The 24,596-nt window shown below is 59.9% G+C and carries 23 protein-coding genes; 17 read left to right on the top strand and 6 right to left on the bottom strand.

Features of this window, described 5'->3' with window-relative positions:
• Nucleotides 1-172 precede the first annotated feature (172 nt).
• The gene (locus AC13QE_RS00560; protein ID WP_488482133.1) at nt 173-1,747 is read left to right on the top strand and encodes a gamma-glutamyltransferase family protein; all 1,575 of its coding nucleotides are present in this window, start codon (nt 173-175) and stop codon (nt 1,745-1,747) included.
• Complete coding sequence (locus AC13QE_RS00555) at nt 1,744-2,988, top strand: amidohydrolase family protein (RefSeq protein WP_488482132.1); 1,245 nt, start codon at nt 1,744-1,746, stop codon at nt 2,986-2,988. Before AC13QE_RS00560 ends, AC13QE_RS00555 begins: the two co-directional genes overlap by 4 nt.
• A 92-nt stretch (nt 2,989-3,080) precedes the next feature.
• Here the strand turns inward: AC13QE_RS00555 and AC13QE_RS00550 are convergent, their stop codons facing one another.
• Nucleotides 3,081-3,995 carry a proline iminopeptidase-family hydrolase gene (locus tag AC13QE_RS00550; RefSeq protein WP_488482131.1) on the bottom strand — a complete coding sequence of 305 codons (915 nt, stop codon included), beginning with the start codon at nt 3,993-3,995 and terminating at the stop codon, nt 3,081-3,083.
• Nucleotides 3,996-4,049: 54 nt separating this feature from the next.
• Nucleotides 4,050-4,832 carry a LuxR family transcriptional regulator gene (locus AC13QE_RS00545; protein ID WP_132720426.1) on the bottom strand — a complete coding sequence of 261 codons (783 nt, stop codon included), beginning with the start codon at nt 4,830-4,832 and terminating at the stop codon, nt 4,050-4,052.
• A gap of 131 nt (nt 4,833-4,963) precedes the next feature.
• On the opposite strand from AC13QE_RS00545, the gene AC13QE_RS00540 reads away from it, so the two are divergent.
• The 14 genes from AC13QE_RS00540 (at nt 4,964) to AC13QE_RS00475 (ending at nt 19,650) form a co-directional block, all read left to right on the top strand.
• A complete protein-coding gene (locus tag AC13QE_RS00540) occupies nt 4,964-5,854 on the top strand; it encodes a proline iminopeptidase-family hydrolase (RefSeq protein WP_488482130.1) in 891 nt (296 codons plus the stop codon).
• Between the two features lie 51 nt (nt 5,855-5,905).
• Complete coding sequence (locus AC13QE_RS00535) at nt 5,906-6,844, top strand: ABC transporter permease (RefSeq protein ID WP_488482129.1); 939 nt, start codon at nt 5,906-5,908, stop codon at nt 6,842-6,844.
• The gene (locus tag AC13QE_RS00530; RefSeq protein WP_488482128.1) at nt 6,841-7,692 is read left to right on the top strand and encodes an ABC transporter permease; all 852 of its coding nucleotides are present in this window, start codon (nt 6,841-6,843) and stop codon (nt 7,690-7,692) included. The genes AC13QE_RS00535 and AC13QE_RS00530 overlap by 4 nt, the downstream gene beginning before the upstream one ends.
• Nucleotides 7,689-9,392 carry a dipeptide ABC transporter ATP-binding protein gene (locus tag AC13QE_RS00525; RefSeq protein ID WP_488482127.1) on the top strand — a complete coding sequence of 568 codons (1,704 nt, stop codon included), beginning with the start codon at nt 7,689-7,691 and terminating at the stop codon, nt 9,390-9,392. Before AC13QE_RS00530 ends, AC13QE_RS00525 begins: the two co-directional genes overlap by 4 nt.
• 19 nt (nt 9,393-9,411) lie before the next feature.
• Nucleotides 9,412-10,926 (top strand): ABC transporter substrate-binding protein, encoded by a 1,515-nt coding sequence (locus AC13QE_RS00520; RefSeq protein WP_488482126.1) that lies wholly within the window; start codon nt 9,412-9,414, stop codon nt 10,924-10,926.
• 119 nt (nt 10,927-11,045) lie between these two features.
• Nucleotides 11,046-11,330 carry an acylphosphatase gene (locus tag AC13QE_RS00515; protein WP_132720420.1) on the top strand — a complete coding sequence of 95 codons (285 nt, stop codon included), beginning with the start codon at nt 11,046-11,048 and terminating at the stop codon, nt 11,328-11,330.
• A gap of 138 nt (nt 11,331-11,468) precedes the next feature.
• Complete coding sequence (locus tag AC13QE_RS00510; protein WP_488482125.1) at nt 11,469-12,113, top strand: Rieske 2Fe-2S domain-containing protein; 645 nt, start codon at nt 11,469-11,471, stop codon at nt 12,111-12,113.
• Complete coding sequence (locus AC13QE_RS00505; protein ID WP_488482124.1) at nt 12,110-12,955, top strand: aromatic ring-hydroxylating dioxygenase subunit alpha; 846 nt, start codon at nt 12,110-12,112, stop codon at nt 12,953-12,955. Before AC13QE_RS00510 ends, AC13QE_RS00505 begins: the two co-directional genes overlap by 4 nt.
• Complete coding sequence (locus AC13QE_RS00500) at nt 12,952-13,608, top strand: glutathione S-transferase family protein (protein WP_488482123.1); 657 nt, start codon at nt 12,952-12,954, stop codon at nt 13,606-13,608. Before AC13QE_RS00505 ends, AC13QE_RS00500 begins: the two co-directional genes overlap by 4 nt.
• 4 nt (nt 13,609-13,612) lie before the next feature.
• Nucleotides 13,613-14,992, top strand: a complete 1,380-nt coding sequence (locus tag AC13QE_RS00495; protein WP_488482122.1) for an amidohydrolase — start codon at nt 13,613-13,615, stop codon at nt 14,990-14,992.
• 21 nt (nt 14,993-15,013) lie between these two features.
• Nucleotides 15,014-16,114, top strand: a complete 1,101-nt coding sequence (locus AC13QE_RS00490) for a BMP family ABC transporter substrate-binding protein (RefSeq protein WP_112338127.1) — start codon at nt 15,014-15,016, stop codon at nt 16,112-16,114.
• Between the two features lie 7 nt (nt 16,115-16,121).
• Nucleotides 16,122-17,645: an ABC transporter ATP-binding protein gene (locus AC13QE_RS00485; protein ID WP_488482121.1), complete on the top strand. Its 1,524-nt coding sequence runs from the start codon at nt 16,122-16,124 to the stop codon at nt 17,643-17,645.
• Nucleotides 17,642-18,742 carry an ABC transporter permease gene (locus AC13QE_RS00480; RefSeq protein WP_488482120.1) on the top strand — a complete coding sequence of 367 codons (1,101 nt, stop codon included), beginning with the start codon at nt 17,642-17,644 and terminating at the stop codon, nt 18,740-18,742. The genes AC13QE_RS00485 and AC13QE_RS00480 overlap by 4 nt, the downstream gene beginning before the upstream one ends.
• The gene (locus AC13QE_RS00475) at nt 18,739-19,650 is read left to right on the top strand and encodes an ABC transporter permease (protein ID WP_488482119.1); all 912 of its coding nucleotides are present in this window, start codon (nt 18,739-18,741) and stop codon (nt 19,648-19,650) included. The genes AC13QE_RS00480 and AC13QE_RS00475 overlap by 4 nt, the downstream gene beginning before the upstream one ends.
• 171 nt (nt 19,651-19,821) lie before the next feature.
• Here the strand turns inward: AC13QE_RS00475 and AC13QE_RS00470 are convergent, their stop codons facing one another.
• From AC13QE_RS00470 to AC13QE_RS00455, 4 genes are read right to left on the bottom strand one after another with little or no spacing between them, the layout of a single operon-like run.
• The gene (locus AC13QE_RS00470; RefSeq protein ID WP_488482118.1) at nt 19,822-20,595 is read right to left on the bottom strand and encodes an ABC transporter permease; all 774 of its coding nucleotides are present in this window, start codon (nt 20,593-20,595) and stop codon (nt 19,822-19,824) included.
• Complete coding sequence (locus tag AC13QE_RS00465) at nt 20,579-21,412, bottom strand: ABC transporter ATP-binding protein (RefSeq protein WP_112338120.1); 834 nt, start codon at nt 21,410-21,412, stop codon at nt 20,579-20,581. The genes AC13QE_RS00470 and AC13QE_RS00465 overlap by 17 nt, the downstream gene beginning before the upstream one ends.
• An 11-nt stretch (nt 21,413-21,423) precedes the next feature.
• The gene (locus AC13QE_RS00460; RefSeq protein WP_488482117.1) at nt 21,424-22,425 is read right to left on the bottom strand and encodes an ABC transporter substrate-binding protein; all 1,002 of its coding nucleotides are present in this window, start codon (nt 22,423-22,425) and stop codon (nt 21,424-21,426) included.
• A 47-nt stretch (nt 22,426-22,472) separates the two neighbouring features.
• On the bottom strand, nt 22,473-23,555 hold the full coding sequence (locus tag AC13QE_RS00455; protein ID WP_132720408.1) for a 4-oxalomesaconate tautomerase: 1,083 nt from the start codon (nt 23,553-23,555) through the stop codon (nt 22,473-22,475).
• Nucleotides 23,556-23,665: 110 nt separating this feature from the next.
• Here AC13QE_RS00455 and AC13QE_RS00450 point away from each other — a divergent pair, with 110 nt between their 5' ends.
• Nucleotides 23,666-24,559 (top strand): LysR family transcriptional regulator, encoded by an 894-nt coding sequence (locus AC13QE_RS00450; RefSeq protein WP_488482116.1) that lies wholly within the window; start codon nt 23,666-23,668, stop codon nt 24,557-24,559.
• Nucleotides 24,560-24,596 lie beyond the last annotated feature (37 nt).

Below are 24,596 nucleotides of genomic sequence, written 5' to 3'. Positions count from 1 at the left end.
TGCACGGTTATGCAGATCATGCCGTCAGGATTGTGCCCATGCCAAACGCATGTCATTACCGTTAGCCTGAAGGACAATTTCGTGACTCCAATGGCCGAGTATCGGTCGAAAGCCGCCGCCGTCGCTCCACGCCAAACCGCATCGCCACCGGAAGCATCGCTGAAATCTACTCATGAGCCCTTCTGCTAAAGAGACCCCGCAAACGAATTCGCCGTCTTCCAGCGCAATGATCGCGACACCGCATTGGCTGGCCAGCCAAGCTGGCGCGAAAGTGCTGAAGCGCGGCGGCAATGCAATCGAAGCGCTTGTTGCAGCCGGCGCTGCCTTGTCGGTTACCTATCCTCATTTCTGCGGTCTCGGCGGCGATGCCGTCTGGCTGGTGGCAGACGAGAAAGGCAATGCGCGGACGTTCCTCGGCATCGGACAGGCCGCGGCAGCCATGCCGCGGGGAGAGATACCTCTGCGGGGGTCGGCCTCTACGCTCACGACAGCATGCCTCGTCGACAGCTGGGAGAAGGCGCTGGCCTACTCCGCTGCCGAATGGGCAGGCACCGAACGATTGCCGACCCTTCTTGACGACGCCATCGCGCTCGCGGACGATGGTTTTCAAGTCAGTCAGTCGCAGGCTTTCTGGCACGAATTCCGGCGCAATGAGCTGAACGACTGGCCGGGCTTCACCGGGCTCTTCCGATTTGGCGGCCTCCAGCACCAGCCCGCTTTGGCCCGGACGCTCGAGGCCATAGCTCGTCATGGCGCCCGCGAATTCTATGAGGGCGCGCTAGCCCGGCGAATTGCGAGCGGGCTTGCCGAGGTCGGTTCTCCGCTCTCCGCCGCCGATCTCGCCGCCACGCGGACCGATATTGTCGCTCCCCTCCGGCAGGCATATCGCGACACGATACTTCTTGCTCCGCCACCGCCGACCCAAGGCATAACCACCCTCGGCATCATGGGTGTGCTCTGCCACCTGCCGATGGCAGATTTCCAGCCCGACAGCCCGGCCTATTATCATGCACTGGTCGAGGCAGTGAAACGGGCATTCCTCGATCGGCACGCCATCGCCGATCCTCGCTACGCCGCGGATGTCGCGAAACACCTTCTCGATCCGGATCGCCTCGTGGCCAAGGCTGCTTCGATCGATCCGGCATGGGCCTTGCCATGGCCGCAAGACTATCGACACGGCGATACGGCGCTGCTTGCCGCCGTAGATGCCAATGGACGATGCGCGTCGCTACTGCAAAGCCTCTATTTCGACTGGGGCAGCGGGGTGGTGATCGGCGACACCGGCCTCCTCTGGCAAAACAGGGGAGCAGCCTTCAGCACCGATCCGGCAAGCCCTAATCATATTCAGCCTGGAAAGCGGCCTTTCTATACCCTTAATCCGGGTCTTGCGCTGAAGAACGGGCATCCGCATCTGGTCTACGGCACGCAGGGCGCGGACGGCCAGCCGCAGACGCTGTCGCTGCTGCTCAGCCTGCTGATCGATCACGGCCTTGATCCCGCCGCAGCACTCGCGCGCCCGCGCTTTTTGCTCGGCCGCACATTCTCGGACAGCCGCGATAGCCTGAAGATCGAGGAGAATATTGGCGCCGAATTGGTGTCCGCCCTCGCCGCCATGGGACATGAGATCTCCACCATCGATGCGCTCAGTCCACTTGGGGGCCAAGCCGGCGTGATCCGCATCGGCGAAGACGGGGCGATCGACGGCGCACATGATCCACGCAGCGACGGAGGTGCAATCCTGCTGTGAACACCGTGGACCCGCCGCTCGATCTCATCGTCCGAAATGTCCGTGTCGCGGAAGGCGGCGATCTCGTCGACATCGCAGTTCGGGGCGACCGGATCGCGGCCATAGAACCCCGCATTCGGTGCGACGCGGTATCAGACGTCGACGGCGAGGGAAGCTTTGCCTTCGGTGGATTTGTCGATACCCATATCCATCTCGACAAGGCCTGCATTCTCGACCGCTGCGCAATTTGCGAGGGTACGTTGAGCGAGGCCGTGCAGGAAGTCGCCAAAGCCAAGGTGGGCTTTGAAGAGTCCGATGTTTATTCGCGTGCGGCACGCGTTGTCGAGAAGGCGATTTCCCACGGCACGACGAGGATGCGAACCTTCGTCGAGATCGATCCGCGCGCAGGCTTCCGTTCCTTTGAGGCAATCAAGCGCATCCGAAGGGACTATGCTTTCGGGGTCGATATCGAAATCTGCGCCTTCGCTCAGGACGGGCTCACGAACGAGCCGCAAACATACGACATGCTCGACGCAGCACTTGCCGATGGTGCGGATCTGGTGGGCGGCTGCCCTTATACGGACCCTTCCCCCCGCCGGCATGTGGACATGATTTTCGCCCTCGCATCAAAGCACGATGTCCCGGTCGACTTTCATCTCGATTTCAGTCTCGATCCCGATCGAACCGATCTGCCTGACGTGCTCGACGCGACGCTCCGTTATGGTTGGCAAGGTCGCGTATCGATCGGCCACGTCACCAATCTGTCTGCCATGCCGGTGGCACAGCTCCTTGCCATTGCAGATGATCTGGCAAAGGCCGGGATCGCCCTGTCGGTGCTGCCGGCAACCGATCTGTTTCTGATGGGCCGCGGACACGACCGGCTGATCCCGCGTGGTGTGGCGCCGGCCCATCTGCTCGCCAGAAGAGGGGTCGCCACGTCGATTGCGACCAACAATGTCCTTAATCCCTTCACACCCTATGGCGATGCTTCGCTCATTCGCATGGCTAATCTTTACGCCAACGTCGCCCAGCTTTCGCGTGACGAAGATATGGCCTTGGTTTTCGACATGGTGAGCGGAATGGCAGCGGGCCAATTCGATGGCGGCACGCGTCTGCAGGCCGGCGGCGAAGCGACGATCGTGCTCCTCGACAGCGACGACCCCGGTGCGGCCGTGCGCGAGATCGCCCGTGTGATTGCCGGCTGGAAAAAGGGGCGCAAGAGCTTCGACAACGGTCGCCCTATGCTCCACAAACCGATCTAGAGCGACCGCGCCATTCCATCGGGGACCGAAGTGGTCCACGATGGAAGAAGCGAGGCGGGCATCACAATTGACACGCCGTTAAGACCGAAAGATCAGTCATACCGCTCCAGGAACTCGGAGACCGTCTTTAGGCAAAGATCCTTCTCTTCGACATGCGGCATATGGCTCGAATTTTCAAAGAGCACCCACTCGCAGGCCCTGACGCGATCGACGTAAGGCTTGACCACTAGAGGCGTCGCCTCGTCGAATTTGCCTGAGATCAGCAAGGTTGGCGCCTCGATGAGCGGAAGTCTGTCTTCGATCGTCCAATCCTTCATCGTGCCGATGACGTGAAACTCGGTCGGGCCATTCATGTTGCGGTAAACGGAATTGTCCTCGTCCATGGTGGCGAAGGTGCGGGCAACCTCTTCCGGCCAGGGCACGACGCGGCAGACATGGCGATCATAGAAGACGCGGGAGGCGGCGATATATTCCGGATCGGTGATCGTGCCGGCGCGTTCGTGCTTCAATAACGTGTCCTGCACCTCCTGCGGCAACTCCTCGCGAAGGCGGTTTGCTTCTGCGACCCAGGTATGCATGTTGGCCGGCGAATTGGCAATCACCAGCGCCTTCAGACCCTTCGGCTGACGCACCGCATGTTCGGCACCCAGCATTCCGCCCCAGGACTGTCCGAGAAAGGCGTAGCGATCCTGAATGCCGAGGTGCCTCAACAGCGTGTCGAGCTCATCGAGGAAAAGCGCCGGCGTCCAGAAATCAGGACCCTTCTCCGGCAGGCGCGTCGACTTGCCGTTGCCGAGCTGATCGTAGTGGATGACGGCGCGGCCATCGATTTCGGCAATGTCTTTGAAACTATCGACATAGTCATGAGTGCAGCCAGGCCCGCCATGGGCGACGATGAGCGGCAGCCTGCCGGAATCGAGTGAACCGGTGACACGGTACCATGTCCGGTATTCGCGAAAGGGCAGAAAGGCTTCCTGCGTCGGGATTGCGGCCACGTGTCTCTCCATCTCCAGGCTTCGATGGACCAGACCATAACGCGACCGAAACGGCTGCGGCAGCTATCACAAGTTATAGGATGGCTGTGCGTCCAGCAGCCGATAATGCGTGGCGCGGACAACCGCCTGCGTGCGGTTCTTGGCACCGAGCTTCTTTGCCGCGGCATTCAAATGCATGACGACCGTCGGCACCGAACGATCGATGATGCGGGAAATCTCCTTGGCGGAATAGCCCTCGGCAGAATAGCGCAGGCATTCCCTCTCGCGCTCCGTGAGCCGGATCTTGCCGACACTCAGCGCTGCAGTGTCGAAGAGCGAATAGGCCGTCTCGTGGAAGACATGCGCAAGCAGGTTGAAATCGGCGATATAGCGCAGGGCATCGCGCTCGAACTCCTTGTTGGCACCGAAGCGAATTCCCGTGACCGTCGCGTAATCGCCGCGCGGCATATGCACCGGCACCGTGACACCCGTCGACATGTCGCGCTCGCTCAGGTAGCGCGCGACGGGAACCGTGTCCTCGCTCATGAAGCGCTTGATCAGCGTATCGGCGTCGGGATCATAATTCCAGAAGAAGGGCGCCGAAGTCCGTAGCGCCACCTGCTGCACCGGATCGATGCGGAAATAGCCGCGATCGAACCAGTATTCATACATGTCGTCGGAGATGTTCCGGAGCTTCAGAAGCGAAGGGATCATGATCTTGCCGTCGAGGTCGTAGGGAACCGGCGAATAATCGTAGATCAAAGCCTCGAAGCCGATTGCCTTCATACCCTCGAAGATATGGTCGATGCGGCCGTCCAGCGTCTGATGCGCCGTGAACTGGCGCCTGATGGTTCCGATTTGATCGAACATGCAGCGGTTCCCGTCTGTGCCTGCGACCTCCCAACCTATCACTTCTTATAGCTGGTGCCGAGCGCGGTTTAAGGTAAAAATTTAGCCATGCTCAAATATTGAGCAAGCAGAATCTTTCGCCGGAGTTGTCAATGTGGCGTGAAATTGAGCCTGAGGCGCGGCATGTCATCGAGGTCGATGGCTACAAGGTGGTCGCCTACAGCTTTGGCAGCGGCCCTGAGACGGTCTTCTGCCTGAACGGCGGCCCCGGCCTGCCCTGCGACTATCTGCGCGAGGCTCATTCCTGCCTGATCGACAAGGGGTACAGGGTCGTTGCCTTCGACCAGCTCGGCACCGGCGCCTCAGACCGCCCGACCGACAAGGGTCTATGGACCATCGGCCGTTACGTGGAGGAGACCGAGACCGTCCGCAAGGCGCTCGGCCTCGGCAAGGTCCATATGCTCGGCCACTCCTGGGGCGGCTGGCTGGCAATCGAGTATGCGCTGACCTATCCCGAGAACCTCAAGACGCTGATCCTCGAAGATACCGTCGCAGACATGCCGCATCTGATTTTGGAGCTGGAGCGGCTGCGCGCGGCGCTCGGCCCGGAAACCGTCGCGATGATGCAGAAGCACGAGGCGCAAGGCACCTATAATCACCCCGAATATCTCGCCGCCGTCACCATCCTCAACTATCGCCATGTCTGCCGCTTGCCAGAATGGCCGGCACCGGTTCGCCGTTCGCTCGACGATTGGAACATGGGTCCCTACGAGACGATGCAGGGGCCGAACGAATTTCTCTATATCGGCAATCTCAAGGACTGGAACCGCATTCCGGACCTTCCGCAACTTGCCATGCCGGTGCTGATCACGGCGGGCGAACATGACGAGTTGACGCCGGCCTGCGCACTCAGGATGAAGCTTGCCTTGAAGGATGCCGAACTCAAGATCTTTGCCAATGCCAGCCACATGCCCTTCTACGAGAACCCGTGGGATTACTATCCGGCGCTCCTCGATTTCCTGTCACGGCATAGGGAAAGCTGATGCAAGTTAAGGTGATCCAATCCCACCGACGACAAGGGGGCGATCGCCGCTATGCATCGCTATAGATTCGTACTGACACGGCCACTGCAATTCCTGCCTGTCCTCTTCGGCATCAGCGTCATCACCTTCATTCTGGTCCGCCTCATTCCCGGCGATCCCGCCCGCAATATCCTCGGTACGCGCGCCACGCCGGCCGCACTTGCCAGCATTCGCGCGCAATATGGCCTCGATCAGCCGATGTGGCTGCAATATTTCTATTTCATCAAAAACCTCGGCAATGGCGAGATGGGCAAATCGATCCTCTACAAGATCGACGTGCTGCCGCTGATTTCGACGCGGATCGAGCCGACGATCGCACTGGTCGTCTCGAGCGTCATCCTGTCGATCCTAATTGCCGTGCCGATGTCGGCGATCGCCGCGCGCAATGTCGGGCGCGCACCGGATCATATCGTGCGCGTCGTCTCGACCTTCGGCATCGGCTTTCCGCCCTTCTGGCTGGGGCTGATGCTGATCATCCTCTTCAGTGTCCAGCTCGGCGTCCTGCCGGTCTCGGGCTACGGCTCGACGATCGGCGGGAAGATCGCTCATCTCATCCTGCCGGCTCTGACAGTTGCGCTATCGCTTTCGACGGTGCTGACCCGCAGCCTGCGGACGGCGATGATCGAATCTCTGAAATCGGATGTGGCGACTGCGGCCCGTGCCCGCGGCATGCCGGAGGGCATCGTCTTCTGGCGGCATGTCGTGCCGAACTCGCTGGTACCATCAATCAACCTACTCGCCGTCAACATCGGCTGGCTGATCGGCGGCACGGTGGTCGTCGAAAGCGTCTTTGCCTTGCCCGGCATGGGGCAACTGCTGGTGCGTGCCATCTTCTCGCGCGACTACATGGTCGTTCAGGGAGTTGCGATGGTCTTTGCCTGCGCCACGGTGCTGGTCAACTTCCTCGCCGATATCGTCACGGTCGCCGTCGATCCGCGGGTGAAGCTATGAGCATCGAGGCAACAGCGACCGCCTCCCTCGGCTGGAGCAGGTTTTTGGGGAAGCACCTGACGCTGACGCTCGGCGGCGGCATCCTTCTGTTCTTTCTCCTTCTGGCGATTTCAGCGCCAATGGTGGCGCCCTATGACCCGATCTTTCAGAATGCCGATATGCGCCTGCAGGCGCCGTCGTTCCTGCATCCGTTCGGTACTGACAATTTCGGACGAGACATTCTTTCGCGCGTCATCTGGGGTACGCGCATCGATCTGCAGATCGCCATCATCGGCGTGCTCTTCCCGTTTCTGATCGGCACGACGGTCGGCACGATCGCTGGCTTTTTCGGCGGCATTGTTGACGCGATCTTCATGCGCATCGTCGATATCATCTTGGCCTTCCCCTTCCTGGTACTGATGCTGTCGATCATCGCCATTCTGGGACCAGGACTGAGCAGCTTCTATATCGCCATGGCCCTGGTCGGCTGGGTCTCCTATGCCCGCCTCATCCGCGCGCAGATGCTGGTGCTGAAGGGCAGCGACTATGCCGTTGCTGCCGTCAGCCTCGGCTTCAGCCGTCCCCGGATCATGTTCCGTCACCTGCTGCCGAACGCCATTGCCGGTTCGATCGTCTTTTCGATGTCGGATGCCGTGCTGGTGCTCCTGAGCGGTGCGGCCGTCAGCTATCTCGGCCTCGGCGTTCAGCCGCCGCTCGCCGAGTGGGGTGTCATGGTGGCGGAAGGCCAGAGCTTCATCACCACGGCCTGGTGGATCACGCTGTTTCCCGGCCTTTCCATCGTCTGCCTCGCCTTCGGCTTCAGCATGCTGGGCGACGCGCTTGGCGAACTGCTGGGGGTGCATGAATGAGCGACCCCCTACTCTCCGTTCGAGACCTCGTGGTCAAGGCAAGACTCGATGGTGGCACCCGCACGCTGATCGACGGCGTTTCGCTCGATCTCGGCAAGGGCGAGATTCTCGGTCTTGTCGGCGAGAGCGGCTCGGGCAAGAGCCTCTTGTGCCGCTCGCTGGTTCGGCTGCTACCCTCGTCGCTTCTGAAGATCGAAAGCGGCTCCATTCGCCTTGAAGGGCGGGAGCTCACGGAAATCGGCGATGCCGAGATGCTTGAGGTGCGTGGCGGCGAGATCGGCATGATCTTCCAGAATCCGACGAGCCATCTCGATCCCGTTATGCGCATCGGCGACCAGATCGCCGAAGGCATCCGCTACCATCAGGGGCTCAAAACGCGCGAGGCGCGCGCAGCCGCAACCGAGATCCTTGAGCAGGTCGGCTTTCCTGATCCCAAAAGACAGTATGACAGCTATCCGCACGAGTTTTCCGGCGGAATGCGGCAGCGTGCCATGATCGGCGTCGCGCTCTCCTGTAATCCTAAGATCCTCATCGCTGACGAGCCGACGACGGCCCTCGACGTCACCATCCAGGCGCAGATCCTGCGGCTGCTGATCGACATTCGCGACAAGCGCGGGCTTTCGATCATCCTCATCACCCACGATCTCGGCATCGTCGCCCAGACCTGCGACAGGATCGCCGTTATGCGCAGCGGCCGGCTGCTTGAACAGGGTCCCAAAAGGACGATCCTCAGCCAGCCTGAAAATCCCTATACGATCGATCTGATCAACAGCCACCCTTCTCTGCCCGACGAAGCGGCGATGACGCAGCCGGAACCCACAAGGCCGGAGAGGTCAGCCAGGCCGCTTCTCGAAATCGATGACCTGCGTGTCGACTTTAGGGTCGGCGGCGGTTTCTTAAAGGGCAGCGGCGCAAAGACGGTCAGCGCCGTTTCCGGCGTCAGCCTGCAGGTCATGCCGGGCGAAACCATCGGCATCGTCGGAGAATCCGGCAGCGGCAAGAGCACGCTTGCCCGTGCAATTCTCGGCCTTACCCCGATTTCCTCCGGCCATGTGACTTTCGACGGTGTCGATCTGACCCAGCAGAAGAGCGCCGGCCTCGCAAGGCTCCGGCGCGAAACGGCCATGGTCTTCCAAGACCCGTTCAACGCACTCAACCCGCGCTTGACGATCGGCCAGACGCTTGCCGAGGTGCTGAAAGTTCAGGGCAAGGTCGCAAAGGCTGAGATCCCCGTACGCATAGGTGAATTGCTCGACCTCGTCGGGCTGGAGCGCGAATTCGCCGATCGCAAGCCGCGCAGCATGAGCGGCGGCCAGTGCCAGCGGGCCGGCATTGCAAGGGCGCTTGCGGTCGACCCGAAGCTTATCATCGCCGACGAATGTGTGGCCGCCCTCGATGTCACCATCCAGGCGCAGATCATCGATCTCTTCCGTGAACTGACGCGCAGGATGAACCTGACCTTGATCTTCATCGCCCACGACCTCGCCATCGTGCGCAATCTCTGTGAGCGGACCGTCGTGATGTATCGCGGCGAGATCGTCGAGGAAGGCCGCTCGCAGGAGATCTTCTCCCACCCGAAACATGCCTATACCGCAGCGCTCATTGCAGCCATTCCCGATATCGATCCGGACAGGCCCTTGCATGGCGAACGCGACGCGGCACAGGCCGGGCAGACCCAATCAGCCAAACGCATGCGATAACAACGAAGGGAACGAATTCATGACCAACAAGTGGAAGACAATCGGGCTTGCCGCCATTCTCGCCGGCCTGACGCTGAGCGCAAGCTATGCAGAAGCGGCCGGCGTACTCACCATCGGCCGCCGCGAGGATTCGACGACGTTCGACCCGATCAAGACGGCGCAGAATATCGACAACTGGGTGTTCTCCAACGTCTATGACGTGCTGGTGCGCGTCGACAAGACAGGCACGAAGCTGGAGCCGGGTCTTGCGGAAAGCTGGACCGCCTCGGAGGACGGCCTCACCTATGTCTTCAAGATTCGCGACGCGAAATTTTCCGATGGCTCGCCGCTGACGGCTGATGACGCAGCCTTCAGCCTGCTGCGCATCCGAGATGATCCGGCGTCACTCTGGAGCGACTCCTATAAGGTGATCGATACCGCCGTCGCGACTGATCCACACACGCTGACGATCAAACTCAAGCACGCATCGGCACCCTTCCTGTCGACGCTTGCACTTCCGAATGCCTCAGTCATCTCGAAGGCGGGCATGCAATCCTTAGGCGCTGATGCCTATGCGGAAAAACCGATCGCCTCAGGCGCCTTCTCCGTCGAGGAATGGCGCCGCGGCGATCGCATCATCCTGAAGAAGAACCCGAATTTCTGGCAGGCCGACCGCGTCAAGCTCGACGGCGTTGAATGGATCTCGGTACCGGACGACAACACCCGGATGCTGAACGTGCAGGCCGGCCAGCTCGATACCGCCATTTTCGTGCCGTTCTCGCGCGTCGAAGAGCTGAAAAAGGACCCGAACCTCACTGTGCTGATCGATCCGTCCACGCGTGAGGATCACCTGTTGATCAATCACGCCCATGGCGACCTCGGCAAGAAAGAAGTCCGCCAGGCCCTCGACATGGCGATCGACAAGAAGGCGATCGTCGACGCCGTTACCTTCCATCAGGGTACGGTCGCCAATTCCTACATCCCGAAAGGCGCCTTGTATTACTATGCGGATAATCCGCAACGCCCCTACGATCCGGAGAAGGCCAAGCAGATGCTTTCGGCAGCAGGCGTCTCCAATCTCACTGTAAAGTACCTCATTCGCGCTGGCGATGAAGTGGATGAGCAGACGGCCGTCCTGGTGCAGCAGCAGCTTGCCAAGGCTGGCATTACCGCCAACCTGCAGAAGGTCGATCCGAGCCAGGAATGGGATATGACCATCGCTGGTGACTACGACATTTCGGTCAACTACTGGACCAACGATATCCTTGATCCGGATCAGAAAACGACATTCGTTCTCGGCCACGATTCAAACAATAACTATATGACCAACTATAAGAACGATGCGGTGAAGGATCTCGTCGCCAAGGCGCGGCTAGAGCTGGACCCGAAGAAGCGCGAGCAGATGTATATCGACCTGCAGAAGATGGCGAAGGACGATGTCAACTGGATCGACCTTTACTACAGCCCCTATATCAACGTTGCGCGCAAGAACGTCGACAATTTCCATCAAAATCCGCTCGGCCGCTTCTTCCTGGAAGATACGGTCAAAAATTGACATGGTCCCAGCTCCGCCGTCCACAGGGGCGGCGGAGCATTGCTTTGTAAGATGCCCCTTTCGCAAACCCGCGAAGCGGTTATTCTGTCATCTTGATGCAAGGCAAGGATCATTGGCGAATGCACGTGCCGCAAGGTGAATTTCGGGAGCGCATGACGATACTCGGCGATCTTAACGTAGCCTCGTTCGTCCCCTGGATCCGGCGTCACGCCAATAAGCTCGGGCTTTCGCAGACGTTTTTCCAGTCCGATGCAGACCGGATCGAACTTGAGGTCACCGGGCCTGTGGAACTGATCGACATGCTGGAAATGGGCTGCTCACTCGGTCCGATCGATGTCTGGGTGGAGGAAATCCAGCGCAGGGTCATAAATGAGCCGCAGCCATCGCATCTTAGAAATTCCTGATCTATTGCCTTTTATTTAATCATTGTTGCCAATGCGAATTATTTATGCAAAACCTTTGAGCGGTACGGGATGCAGGCATCGGCGCCTGCCTATGACCAGCGGCGCTAAGCCATTGGTGAAATTAAGAGAGTTAAGGCTATGCCATTTGATGGGATCGGATCCTGGGCGCCAGTCGCCCTTTCCTCTGATCTGCCGCCAGGAACCGTCATACCGGCCTGGACATCGGTTGGCCCGATCGCCCTGTGGCGCAGTCAGTCGGGCCGCGCAACTGCATCTTCCGATCGTTGTCCGCATCGCGGAATGAGGTTGTCGCATGGCTTCGTCCGCGGCGAAGCGCTGTCCTGCATCTATCACGGATGGAGCTATTCGCTGTCAGGCGGATGTATTCGCATTCCCGCCCATCCGGATCTGGTTCCCCCGGAAACCATCCGCGTCGCCGTCCAGCAGATCGAAGAAGCGGGCGGCATCTTATGGGCAGCCGTCGCACCGCCGGCAACACAGCCTCCACAGCTTGACGAGCTTGTCCCTTTACGCTCTCTGAGCGTGGAAGCGGATGTCGCGGCAATCGAGGCCGCAACAGGGGCGAAGGTCGACGCGAGGGGACTGATCCGCCTGCCGGAATTTCCCTGGATCGGGTTGCTGCTGGCGCTACAGGAAAAGCATACGCTCGTTCTTCTCATGGTCGACAGGGATCGCAGCCCGGCAGACCGCATTGCGGCATCCCGGACTGTCGAATCCATCCGCCGTGCGGCGGAAGAGCGCCATAGGGAGATCGCGGAATGAAAGGCGGCGCCATGATCGATGAATGGTATCCTGTCGGCCTCTTCAGCCAGCTCAGCGAGAAGGGAAGCAAGACCTGGCTAATGGGCGAGGCGATCGAGGTCGCGCGCGATCGGCATGGCAATGCGCAGGTGATAACTGCCGAGGGAAGAGCCCTCCCCATCCGCGTGCGGTATGGCCATATCTGGTCCTCCCTCGGGAACCCGGAGAAGGAGCTTTTCGCCATTCCGGAGGCCGATCAGCCCGGCCGGCGCTTCGTCGATGTCGGCGTGGTCCGTGTGCGCTGCTCGCCGCTTCGCGCCGTAGAGAACTTTCTCGACATCGCGCATTTTCCCTTCGTCCACACCGACATCCTCGGCGCGGAACCGCATACGGAAGTCGAAAACTACAAGGTCGAGATCCGCGAGGGTGTCGATGAAGTCTGGGCAACGCAAGTAAAATTCTACCAGCCGCAGGCTGCAAAATCCGCGACCGGCGGCATTACCACCAAATACATGTACCGCGTGCCAGCCCCGACCTGTTCCGTCCTCTACAAGACATGCCCTCCGCGCCCCAGCGAATGGGACGTCATAACCTTGTTCGTCCAGCCTCTTGCCGAAGACCTCTGCGACGTGTGGCCATGGATGGCGCTCTTCGATGATGAAACGCCGATGACGGACCTCATCCACTTTCAACAGACGATCTTCCTGCAGGACCGCTCGATCCTCGAAAACCAGATACCCGCGCTTCTTCCGCTCGATCCCGGCATGGAAATCCCGACAAGGGCCGACCTCACCTCGGTCGCCTACCGGCGATGGCTCAAGCGCCATAATTATACCTACGGCGCACAGTTGGTCGCACAATGAAGCTCTACGATTATGTTCTATCGCCGAGTTGCTACAAGGTACGGCTGATGGCCGCGATCCTGGGTATCAAGCTCGACATCCGGCCCGTCGACTTCCATCCCGGCGCGGAGCACCGCGGACCGGAGCTTATGGCGCTCAATCCGGCGGGCTCCATCCCGATCCTCGAAGATGGCGATCTCGTGCTCACCGAATCCTCCGCCATGCTTGCCTATCTCGCTGCCAATTCTGCGCCTGAATGGCTGGGGCAGGATTCGCCGCAGGAGACGGCGCGCGTACAGCAATGGCTCTCCTTCTCGCATCGCCTGACCGCCAATCTTGGTGGCGCACGGCTCCACGAAATGCTCCTGCGACCAGGAGATATCAAGGCATTGCAGGCGCAAGGGGTTGCGGCATTGCGCGAGCTCGAAGCTGGCCTCTTCGAGCAGGGCGAACGCGGTATGCAATTCCTCGCAGGAGGCCGGGCGACCATCGCCGATATCGCCTGCTTTCCCTATGTCGCGCTTGCGCCCGACGGCGGCATCTCGCTTGACCCCTACCCGTTGATCCGGCTCTGGATGCGCGCCATCCGCAGCCTGCCCGGTTTCATCGAAATGCCCGGCATTCACCGCCTGCACGAGCTGAAACCAGATCCGCACCCGGCGGCGGAGAGGTGATGAAATGACCGGCTACCTCCTGAAAAATTGTGCGGCTGTGATCGTCGATGAGGGCAAGGGACCGAGCGTACGCCGAAACGTCGACCTGCTTACCAACGGCCCGGCGATCCAGGCGATCGGCGAGAACCTGTCGCTGAATGCCCTGCCCGAGGGCACGATCGTCCAGGACGCATCCGGCTGGTTCGTCTATCCGGGGCTCGTCAACACCCATCACCACTTCTTTCAGTGCTTCGTGCGCAACCGGGCGGATCTCGACTGGACGAAGCTCTCCGTCATCGAATGGCTCGACCGCATCTATCCGATCTTCTCGCGACTGACAGAGGATTGCTTCTATCATTCCTCGGTCACCGCCATGGCCGAGATGATCAAGCACGGCTGCACCACCGCCTTTGATCATCAATATTGCTTTCCCCGCCATGCCGGAAAGCGTCTGATCGACCGCCAGTTCGAGGCAGCGGACCTTCTCGGCATGCGCTTTCATGCAGGCCGCGGCGGCAACACCCTGCCGAAATCCGAGGGGTCGACGATCCCGGACGCCATGCTCGAAACCACGGATGAATTCATCGCCGATTGCGCGCGGCTGATCGACAGCTATCACGATGCCGGCCCCTTCAGCATGCGCCAGGTGGTGGTCGCGCCTTGCCAGCCGGTCAATTGCTATCGCGAAACCTTCGTCGAGTCGGTTGCGCTGGCGCGCGATCGCGGCGTGCAGATGCACACGCATGTCGGCGAAGGCGAGAGCCCGGTCATCGAGGCGCGGCACGGCATGCGCACGGTCGATTACTGCACCGAATTGGGCTTTGCCGGCCCTGATGCCTTCTACGCCCATTGCTGGGAACTGACGCATGACGAGTTGCGCAAGATGGCGGCGAGCGGCACCGGCGTCTCCCATTGTCCGGAGCCGGTTTACCTCGTCGGCGCCGAAGTGACCGATATTCCGGCGATGCAGGCCTTCGGCTTGCGCATCGGCCTCGGCTGCGATGGAGCGGCATCGAACGACAACTCGAACCTCATGCACTGCATCCATTCCGCCTATATGCTGCAGTGCCTGACGGCCTCGACGCGTCAGCACCCCGTTCCAGCCCCGCTCGATTTTCTGCGCTATGCGACAAGCGGAGGCGCAAGCCTGCTGGGACGCACGGATATCGGGCGTCTCGCCCCGGGCATGGCAGCCGACCTCTTCGCGATCGATACGCGACGGATGGACTATGTCGGGACTCGGCATGACCCGCTGAGCCTGATTGCCAAGGTCGGGATCGGCATGCCCACCGATCTGACCATGATCAACGGACGCATTGTCTGGCAGGGCGGTGAATTTACCGGACTGGACGAGGCTGCGCTGTTTGCCGCGGCCGAGGCCGCACTTGCAACAGTAGAATTCTGAAAAACCAAAAGGGGAACTGGGATGCAGAAGAATCTGACCCGCAGAACATTGATGAAGAGCGCGGCTGTTGCAGGCCTCGCAACGGCCTTTACCGGCCGCTCTGCCTTTGCCGCAAACGAACCGCTGGGCATCACGCTCGTCGTGCCCTCGCCGATCGGCGATGTCGGCTGGGGCCATGCGCTGGCCGCGGGCCTTGATCCGATCAAGGCCGCCTATGGCGACAAGGTCAAGGTGACGGTCATCGAGAACATTGCCGAAGGTCCGGATGCGGACCGCATCATGAACAAGACGGTCGCCGATGGAAACCATTTCCTGATCGCCGGCTCGTTCGGCTATCAGAACGGTGCGCTTCAGGTTGCTCGCCGCAATCCGAAGGTCAGCGTCCTTCATGCCTCCGGCTTCCAGGTCGCGCCGAATTTTTCCCCCTTCGCCGCCAAGTATTTTCAAGGAACTTACCTGCTTGGCATGGCGGCAGCCGCCGTCTCCAAGACGGGCAAGCTCGGTTCGGTCTCCGCCTTCGCGATTCCCGAACTGATCACGTCGGTAAACGCCTTCACGCTCGGAGCGCAGGCGGTGAAGCCCGACATCGAGGTATCGGTCGTCTGGGTCAATTCCTGGTTCGATCCGGCCAAGGAACAGGAAGCGGCCAAGGCCTTGATCTCGCAGGGCTGCGACGTGATCTTCTCGAACGCGCAGGATACGCCTTCGGTCATTTCCGCCTGCGAGGAAGCCGGTGTCTACGCCTTCAACCTGAACTCCTCGATGAAGAAATATGCGCCGAAAACCTATCTCGGCTGCGTGTCCACAGATTGGTCGCCCTTCTTCAAGGCATCGGTCGATGCCCATCTCGCCGGCACGTTCAAAGGCGCCAACGCGTTTCTCGGCGTCGCGGAGAAGGTCGTCCAGGTCGTCGACTGGAGCACGGCAATCCCGGCCGATACCATGGCGAAGATCAAAGAAACCGAAGGCAAGATCGCAAGCGGCAGCTTCTCGCCGTTTACCGGCCCGATCACCAAGGCCGACGGCAGCGAGGGAGCTGCTTCGGGCGCGACATTGACGGATGCCCAGATCGTCGCGATGGACTGGCATGTCAAAGGTGTGAAGACGCCTTTGCCGAAGTAATCACGTCATGACCATTCCGCTGCTGTCGCTGCGCGGCATCTCTAAAAGCTACGGCCAGGTCCATGCTAACAAGCATATCGACCTGGACGTGGCCAAGGGCTCGATCCATGCCATCCTCGGAGAAAACGGCGCCGGCAAATCGACCCTGATGAAGCTGATCTACGGCGTCGAACAACCGGACGAAGGGACTATCGCCTGGCATGGGCAGCCTCTCAGCCTTGCCTCCCCAGCGGAGGCGAGGCGTACCGGCATCGGGATGGTCTTTCAGCACTTCTCATTGTTCGAGAACCTGACGGTCGTCGAGAACATTCGCTTGATCGTGGCCGGCCGCAGGGCCGAACTTGCGCAGCGCATCCGCAAATTGGGGGATGAATTCGGCCTCGAAGTCGATCCGCTCGCCCATGTGCACGAACTGTCAGTTGGCGAGCGGCAGCGGGTGGAAATCATCCGATGCCTGATGACCGATCCGAAGCTGCTGATCCTCGACGAGCCGACATCGGTGCTGCCGCCGCAGGCTGTCGGGAAGCTGTTCGAGACGCTGCGCCGCCTGCGTGACGGCGGTGTCTCGATTCTCTTCATCTCGCACAAGCTGGAGGAGATCCAGTCCCTGTGTGACCGCGCCACCATCCTGCGTGCCGGCCATGTGACCGGGCATGTGGATCCGCGCGAGCATGACGCCCATGATCTCGCCCGCATGATGATCGGCCGCGACATGCCGGAAGCAATCCCTGCATTGCCTATGGCCGAAGGCGAAAAGCGCCTGGAACTCATTGGCCTCGATTACCGACCCGACGATCCTTTTGGCATGCCGCTCTCCACCATCAGCCTGAGCGTGCGCAGCGGCGAGATTCTGGGCATTGCCGGCATTTCCGGCAATGGACAAAAGGAACTGGCCGCGCTGATTTCGGGGGAAACGACCCTGCCGCGGGACAAGCGCGACCAGATCTTCATGATGGGACACGACGTGGGTGGTCTCGATGCGGCGAGCCGCCGGAAGCTCGGCTTTGCCTTTGTCCCGGAAGACCGGCTGGGTAATGGCGCCGTCCCCGAAATGTCGCTGACCCTCAATGGTCTGCTAACGGCGCATCCGTTAGGGTTCGTGAGACATGGCCTCCTCGACAGCGGCAAGGCGGCCGACTTCGCAAACGAATGCATTCGAGATTATGACGTGCGCACGCCCGGCCCGGATGCGGAAGCGGGCTCGCTTTCCGGCGGAAACCTGCAGAAGTTCATTGTCGGGCGCGAAATCATGCTGGCGCCGAAACTGCTGTTCCTAGCTCAACCAACCTGGGGCGTCGACGTGGGCGCGGCCTCCGCTATTCGCAAGCGGCTGATCGAGCTGCGCAATCAGGGCATGGCCATTCTCGTCATATCGGAAGAACTCGAGGAGCTGTTCGAACTCAGCGATTTTATCCAGGTCCTTTATCACGGCAGGTTAAGCCCGCCGCTCGTCACGCGCGACACCCACCCGGAAGAGATCGGTCGATACATGATCGGCGTCCAGCCCCAACGCGAGAAAGCGCCCGCATGAGCAGTTCCTTCTCCGCCGCCCTGCCCACCCTGGTCCGACGGGAACGAGCCTCGCTGACTGCGAAATTGCTCGCGCCGCCGATTGCCCTCGTCGTGACCATCGCCCTCAATCTTGGCCTCTACATTGCGATGGGCCGCGACCCGGCAGCGGTGATCTACGCCATGCTGATCGAGCCGTTCGTCTCGTGGGCATCATTCTCGGAGGTACTGCTGAAGACCGGTCCGCTGCTTCTGATCGCACAGGGTCTGGCGATCGGCTTTCGGACGAAGGTCTTCAACATCGGCGCCGAGGGCCAGTTTATTCTCGGGGCAATCTTCGCGTCCTCCATACCCATCTGGATGCCGCAGGCAACGGGCCAATGGATGTGGCCGGCGATGCTGCTGCTCGGCACGCTCGGCGGCGCTCTATGGGCGTCTCTCACCGCCTTCTGGCGTGTCAGGCTCAATGCCAACGAGATCCTCGTCTCGCTGATGCTGAGCTTCGTCGCCGCGCAATTGCTCAATTATCTGCTTCTCGGGCCATGGAAAGATCCGAACGGCTTCAACTTCCCGCAGTCGGTCATGTTCCAATACGATGCCATGGTGCCTATCCTCTTTGAGGGAACGCGCGTCAATGTTTCATTCGTGTTTGCCCTTGCTCTGTCGATTGCCGCATGGATCTTCATGCAGAAGAGCTTCGCCGGCTATAAATTGCAGGTCGGCGGACTGGCGCCCCGGGCGGCAAGCTATGCCGGCTTCAAGGAGAGCTGGGCAATCTGGCTCTCGCTGATCATTGGCGGAGCAGCGGCCGGTCTTGCCGGTGCTGCCGAGGTCGCCGGCCCGCTTGGCCAGCTGCAGCGTTCGATCTCGACCGGATATGGCTACGCCGCAATCATCGTCGCTTACCTTGGCGGTCTCAATCCGATCGGCATCGTCATTTCCTCGATCGTCATGGCAGCTCTCTATATCGGCGGCGACAATGCCATGGTTTCCGCCAATTTGCCCATTGCTGCGGTCCGCGTATTCCAGGGCAGCCTGCTTCTCATCTATCTGATCGCCATGGCCTTCGTGCGCTATCGTATCGTATGGCGCCCCACATCCGTACGGAGCACATCATGAGCGCTGTCGAGTTCATTCTTGCGGGCATGCTGGCAGCTGCAACACCGTTTCTGCTGGCAGCCCTGGGCGAGCTTGTCGCGGAGCGCGCCGGCGTCCTCAACCTCGGTGTCGAAGGGCTGATGGCGCTTGGCGCCGCGATCGCCTTCATTGTCGTTTATCACGGCGGCGGCCATTTTCTCGCCTTCCTCGCCGCGGGCCTAGGAAGCGCTCTCCTTTCGATGATCTTTGCCGGGATCATCCTGGGTTTCAACGCGAACCAGGTTGCGGCCGGCCTTGCTCTTGGGATTTTCGGCCAAGGGCTCTCGGCGCTGTTCGGCAAGAGTTATGAGAGCCTGACCGTCACGACGCTGCCGAAGATCGCGATCCCCGGGCTGTCGGACATTCCGGGTATCGGCGGTCTCTTCAATCAAGATATCGTCGTCTGGATCTCGCTTGTCGTGACGATCGCCATATGGGTGCTATTTGCCTATGGCAAGGTTGGCCTGGTGCTGCGCGCGGTCGGTGAAAACCCGAAAGCCGCGCATGCGATCGGCTATCCCATTATTGCAATCCGTTTCGCCGCGGTTGCCTTCGGCGGCATGATGGCAGGCTTCGCCGGCGCTTACGCTTCCACGATCTATACACCGCTCTGGGCGGACGGCATGATAGCCGGGCGCGGCTGGATTGCTATTGCTCTCGTCGTATTCGGAACCTGGCTGACGGGGAGGATCTTCCTGGGCGCCTGCCTGTTTGGTGCGGTATCGCTTATGGGGCTTGCCGCCCAGGCGACCGGATTTGCGGTCCCCTCACAACTCTTGTCATGCCTACCTTATCTCGTGACGATTATCGTCCTCGGCATCATCTCGGCAGACCGTCGCCTGCTCAAGCTCAACGGTGTCGCCTCCCTCGGCGAGCCATTTGAGCGTTAACGAGATAGCTGCTTGCGGCTTTTGTCCGATGTTTATGTCTCAGGAGTTGCGTGGCAGGAGACATAGGTACATTGCAAAGCCAATCGAAACTTTATAGCCACAGAATTCGAAAGCCCCCGTTCCGCGACGAGGGCTTTCCAGAACATCTCCAGGAAAGATTTGTAGGCGCAATCAGGTGGTACGTTCCGGCGCACGCGGGCGCCACTTGATCAGACGCGCCTCGACGAAATCCAGGACGAGATCGATCAGCAGGACGAACACTGCCAGGATGAAGATCCCCGCAAAGACGCCGACGGCATCGAAGTTCCCTTCAGCCTGCGCGATGAGGTAACCCAGACCGGCCGATGCACCCAGATATTCACCGATGATGGCGCCAACAACCGCAAAACCGACGGATGTCCGAAGCGATGAAAGGATCCAGCTCGCCGCAGCCGGGAAATAGACATGGCGCAGCAGTTCGGATTTCTTCGCCCCAAGAATGCGGGCATTGGACAGCACCACGGGGTTGACTTCACGCACACCCTGCATCGCGTTGAAAAAGGTTACAAAGAACACGAGCGTGACGGCGAGAGCCACTTTGGACCACAGGCCCAGGCCGAGCCACAAGACAAAGATCGGGGCAAGGACCACACGCGGAATGGCGTTCAGGCCTTTGATGAACGGATCGAGGATTCGCGCTGCGGAGCGGGATAGTCCGAGCCATACGCCTGCAGCAACGCCAAGAGCCGTGCCGATGATGTAGCCGAGCACCGTTTCCGTGAGGGTAATGGTCACATGCTTGAAGAAGCCGGGATCGGTGACCCATGTGAATACCTGTTTCAGAATATCGACAGGCGAGGGAAAGAAGAAGACATCGATCACGCCCAGGTTTACGCCGATCTCCCATCCGCCGACAATGACCAGCAGCAATGCCAGTTGGGTAAGTCTCTCAGTCATGGCGTTCATAGCTTTTCTCCACTTCACCGCGCAGGGAAGCCCAGATATTGCGATAGAGTTCGGTAAAGCGGGGATCGAGCTTGATCTCCGCGACATCGCGAGGCCGCTCCAGATCGACAGGGAAACTGTCGATGACGCGCGACCGGGGACCCGAGGCCAGAACCACAACACGATCGCCCAGAGCAATCGCTTCTTCAAGATCATGCGTAATCAGAACCACGGCCCGCTGCTCTTCCTGCCATAGCCGAAGCAGTTCATTCTGCATCAAATGCCGGGTATGAATGTCGAGCGCGGAGAAAGGTTCGTCCATGAGGATAACCTTCGGCCCCGTTATCAGCGCCTGCGCCATTTGCACACGCTTACGCTGGCCGCCGGAAAGCTGATGGGGATAGCGATCCTCGAAGCCTTTAAGCCCGACCTTCGCCAGCCATTTGAGGGCTCGCTCCCGGCGCTCGCCCGCGCCGACGCCTTGGAACATCGGCCCCAGTTCCACATTTTCGATCGCGGTTTTCCACGGGAGCAGAGCATCCTGCTGAAACAGATAGCCGATATTATTCTGGATGCCGGAGACCACGCTGCCATCGATGGAGACCGAGCCCTTTGCCGGCTTCAAAAGACCTGCGATCGCATTCAGGATCGTACTTTTGCCACAGCCCGTCGGCCCGACGATAGCGACGAATTCGCCATCGGCCACTGCCAGATTCACATCCTGGACCGCTACGAAGGAGCCAAAGGCCATGGTGACATTTTCGATTGCCACCATCGCTTTGGGTGACGCCGCCGCATGCGGTGTCTGTGCTGCCGGCTTTAAGGCTGTCACGGACATCTTAACCTCCCTTAGTTCGATGCCGTCGCCGGCACCTTAGCTACAAATTCGTTGGTATAGGTCTTGGAAAGGTCGATCTTGGCAGCTTTGACCTTGTCGTTGAACGACGTCAGGACATCGAGAGGCGTCTTGATATCTTTTTCGTCCAGCAGCCCATCCGTGGAAAAGATCTGCCGCGCGTTTTCAACTGCCTTGATATACGTCTCCTTGTCGCCCGAAATGAATTCCGGCGGAAGCTTTTCGACGATCTCTGCGGCGCTGTGCGTCTTCATCCATTGAAGCGCTTTTACCGTTGCATTGGTGACCTTCTGAATGGTCACCGGATTTTTGGAAATGTAGTCCTGCGTGGCGTAGAGCACCGATGTCGGATAGATGCCGCCATAGATTTCCTTAGCACCATCGTCGTTGCGAGCATCGATCAGGATCTTTCCGACACCCTTCTCGACCACAAACGTTGCCGCAGGATCGTAATTTACGAGGAGATCGATCTTGCCCTGCTGAAGCGCTGCCACTGCCGCGGCGCCCGATCCGACGCCGATGATCGAAACGTCGTTCGCCGAGAGCTTATGCCGCTGAAGATAGTAGCGAATGAAGAAGTCCGAGGACGAGCCCGGAGCGGTAATTCCGATCTTGGCGCCCTTAATGGTCTCCGGATCTTTCGGATCGAATTTCGCGTCTTTGCCGCCGGCCAGCACCAGCCCGGAATTGCGCCCAAGCTCCACGAAGGCGACAACATGCTTGTTCTGCGACTGCATCTGAATCGTATGGTCGTAAAAGCCGACAGCAACATCCGTCGAGCCGGCAACCAGCGCCTGCAGGGTCTTCGATCCGCCCGACGCGAAGTTTTCGACGGTGACCTCCAGGCCCTCTTTCTCATAAAGACCCAGCCCCTGCGCGACCGGGAAAGGCAGGTTGTTGAGGTTGTAGGAACCAACGCTGATGCGGACAGGTTCCGCGAAAGCCGTTCCGGACAGCGCTACCGCCGCAGCGAGTGCGAGAATAAGCTTTTTCATTCGATCTCCTCCATTTTGGCACCCTCCCGGCACCATAGGTTGCTTGATTATGCTGCACAAACCAGCGTTTTGGCGGGCTTTGCAAAGACATGGCCTTCGAACAGCCTACGTGCCGTGCGAAGAATTCCGGCGACGAGCTTTCCATCTCGCAACTGCAGCTTCACGTCCAGATGGCCGCTCGGATGTTCAATGGAAAGCACGACGGGCGGTGTTTGAACGCCAATAAGGCGGGATGCCACAGTGTTTTCGCTCACACAGGCCGTTGCAATCCCGACAGCGCCCGTCGTCGCCAGTGACGGATGGCATTCATTCGGCATGAAGTAGCGAACGTTCAATGCGCCGCCGTGTCTGGCCTGAGAGATGAGAACCGGTTTCGGGGTGACTTGGCTGCGAACGTCACCCATCCCCATTTTCTCGCCCGCGAGAATGCGAAGATCTTCCAGCCGCTCGATCAGCGAATGATTGCCGTTCAGTTCAGCAGCGCTCTCGTATCCGGTCACGCCAAGCGAGGCCGCCTCAATCAGGAGCATCGGCATCGCGCAATCGATACAGGTCACATCGATGCCGGCGATCGTCTCTATCGATTTGCCACTTGGGAAGAGCTGGCCCGTTCGGGCACCTGCCGCATCCTTGAACGTGAGCGCGATCGGAGCAGCCTGACCGGGCACACCGTCAATCCGAGCGTCGCCGAGATAGGCTACCGCACCATTCGGTGTCGGAACCTCGGCTTCGATCATCTTGCCGGTATTGACGTTGAAGATTTTGACGAGGGTGGTCTCTCCGGCGACCGGCACAAGCCCCGCCTCTATCGCGAACGGCCCAACGGCCGCCAGCATGTTCCCGCAATTGGGTGAGGTATCGACGATCTGCCTGTCGACGCGAACCTGCGCGAACAGATAGTCCACGTCGGCACCAGGCACCGTTCCCGGGCCGCAAATGGCAACTTTACTGGTGACCGGATTTCCCCCTCCGATACCATCGATCTGAAGCGGGTGCCCGGAGCCCATCACGGACAAAAGCACTTGATCCCGCTCGGCAGGGTCCTGCGGCAGATCCGACGCCAGAAAGAACGGGCCCTTCGAGGTGCCGCCCCGCATCAGCACGCACGGTATGGAGAGCAAATCATTCATGCGTTTTTCTCGCCGTATAATGTGATTGGCGTATCAATCCGCCTTGTTATTGCTATTATGGAATTAATGATTGATATGTGAAATGCTAAAATCGAGGGCATTGATACGGAATGAACATCAATTGCGAAATCCTTGACCTTAGAGCCTTCCTTGCCGTGGTCGAACTGCAGGGCTTTCATCGCGCGGCCGATCAGCTGAACATGTCGCAACCGGCGCTGAGCCGGCGCATCCAAAAGCTGGAGCAGGCAATCGGCGCGCCGCTGCTGGAACGGACGACGCGCCATGTCGCAGCCACAGCTCTTGGAACCGAACTCGTGCCTCTGGTGCAGCGTATGCTCGAAGAGTTCGACGGTTCGCTGTTTTCGATGCGGGAACTGGGAACCAAGCGCGGAGGCCTGGTAACAATTGCATGTCTGCCGACGGCAGCCTTTTATTTCCTGCCTTCCGTCATTCGCCAGTTCAACCAGGAATATCCGAATATTCGGCTTCGGATTCTCGATCTGACCGCGACTGACGCACTGCAGGCCGTCGCACGCGGCGAGGTCGAATTCGGGATCAATATCATGGGAAGCTCTGACAGCGATCTTGTCTTCGAGAGGCTGGCCGAGGATCCATTTGTCCTGGCAGCCAAGCGCGACCATCCGCTAGCGGAAAAGAAAGAGGTCCGATGGCAGGATCTTGAACCCTACCCGCTGATCACAGTTCATCGCTCCAGCGCGAACAGGACGTTGCTTGACGCTGCTCTGGCCAGATCGAACATCAAGCTCAACTGGTTTTACGAAGTGACCCATCTTTCCACATCCCTCGGTCTTGTGGAGGCAGGGCTCGGGATTTCCGTGCTGCCGAAAATGGCGACCCCGCAGGGGGAGCACCCGTTCCTGGTCACACGCCCGATCCGAAATCCCGAAATCTCGCGCACCATCGGCGTTGTCCGCCGTCGGGGCGGAACGCTGTCGCCCGCTGCCGAACATTTCATGCGCATGCTGATCGGGGCGTGGACATAAAACTGATCGGCAGGCGCAGCCGACGACACGCTCCGGC

This window comes from Martinezella sp. CNPSo 3957, assembly GCF_057784395.1.
Note: the sequence above shows the minus strand (reverse complement) of the source record. Positions and strands in the feature narration are given on the sequence as shown.

Bases quoted from the DNA above. Each gene is read 5' to 3' on its own strand.
- AC13QE_RS00560 (WP_488482133.1), top strand. From the start codon at position 173: ATGAGCCCTTCTGCTAAAGAGACCCCGCAAACGAATTCGCCGTCTTCC.
- AC13QE_RS00550 (WP_488482131.1), bottom strand. From the start codon at position 3,995: ATGGAGAGACACGTGGCCGCAATCCCGACGCAGGAAGCCTTTCTGCCC.
- AC13QE_RS00545 (WP_132720426.1), bottom strand. From the start codon at position 4,832: ATGTTCGATCAAATCGGAACCATCAGGCGCCAGTTCACGGCGCATCAG.
- AC13QE_RS00540 (WP_488482130.1), top strand. From the start codon at position 4,964: ATGTGGCGTGAAATTGAGCCTGAGGCGCGGCATGTCATCGAGGTCGAT.
- AC13QE_RS00535 (WP_488482129.1), top strand. From the start codon at position 5,906: ATGCATCGCTATAGATTCGTACTGACACGGCCACTGCAATTCCTGCCT.
- AC13QE_RS00530 (WP_488482128.1), top strand. From the start codon at position 6,841: ATGAGCATCGAGGCAACAGCGACCGCCTCCCTCGGCTGGAGCAGGTTT.
- AC13QE_RS00525 (WP_488482127.1), top strand. From the start codon at position 7,689: ATGAGCGACCCCCTACTCTCCGTTCGAGACCTCGTGGTCAAGGCAAGA.
- AC13QE_RS00520 (WP_488482126.1), top strand. From the start codon at position 9,412: ATGACCAACAAGTGGAAGACAATCGGGCTTGCCGCCATTCTCGCCGGC.
- AC13QE_RS00515 (WP_132720420.1), top strand. From the start codon at position 11,046: ATGCACGTGCCGCAAGGTGAATTTCGGGAGCGCATGACGATACTCGGC.
- AC13QE_RS00510 (WP_488482125.1), top strand. From the start codon at position 11,469: ATGCCATTTGATGGGATCGGATCCTGGGCGCCAGTCGCCCTTTCCTCT.
- AC13QE_RS00505 (WP_488482124.1), top strand. From the start codon at position 12,110: ATGAAAGGCGGCGCCATGATCGATGAATGGTATCCTGTCGGCCTCTTC.
- AC13QE_RS00500 (WP_488482123.1), top strand. From the start codon at position 12,952: ATGAAGCTCTACGATTATGTTCTATCGCCGAGTTGCTACAAGGTACGG.
- AC13QE_RS00495 (WP_488482122.1), top strand. From the start codon at position 13,613: ATGACCGGCTACCTCCTGAAAAATTGTGCGGCTGTGATCGTCGATGAG.
- AC13QE_RS00490 (WP_112338127.1), top strand. From the start codon at position 15,014: ATGCAGAAGAATCTGACCCGCAGAACATTGATGAAGAGCGCGGCTGTT.
- AC13QE_RS00485 (WP_488482121.1), top strand. From the start codon at position 16,122: ATGACCATTCCGCTGCTGTCGCTGCGCGGCATCTCTAAAAGCTACGGC.
- AC13QE_RS00480 (WP_488482120.1), top strand. From the start codon at position 17,642: ATGAGCAGTTCCTTCTCCGCCGCCCTGCCCACCCTGGTCCGACGGGAA.
- AC13QE_RS00475 (WP_488482119.1), top strand. From the start codon at position 18,739: ATGAGCGCTGTCGAGTTCATTCTTGCGGGCATGCTGGCAGCTGCAACA.
- AC13QE_RS00470 (WP_488482118.1), bottom strand. From the start codon at position 20,595: ATGAACGCCATGACTGAGAGACTTACCCAACTGGCATTGCTGCTGGTC.
- AC13QE_RS00465 (WP_112338120.1), bottom strand. From the start codon at position 21,412: ATGTCCGTGACAGCCTTAAAGCCGGCAGCACAGACACCGCATGCGGCG.
- AC13QE_RS00460 (WP_488482117.1), bottom strand. From the start codon at position 22,425: ATGAAAAAGCTTATTCTCGCACTCGCTGCGGCGGTAGCGCTGTCCGGA.
- AC13QE_RS00455 (WP_132720408.1), bottom strand. From the start codon at position 23,555: ATGAATGATTTGCTCTCCATACCGTGCGTGCTGATGCGGGGCGGCACC.
- AC13QE_RS00450 (WP_488482116.1), top strand. From the start codon at position 23,666: ATGAACATCAATTGCGAAATCCTTGACCTTAGAGCCTTCCTTGCCGTG.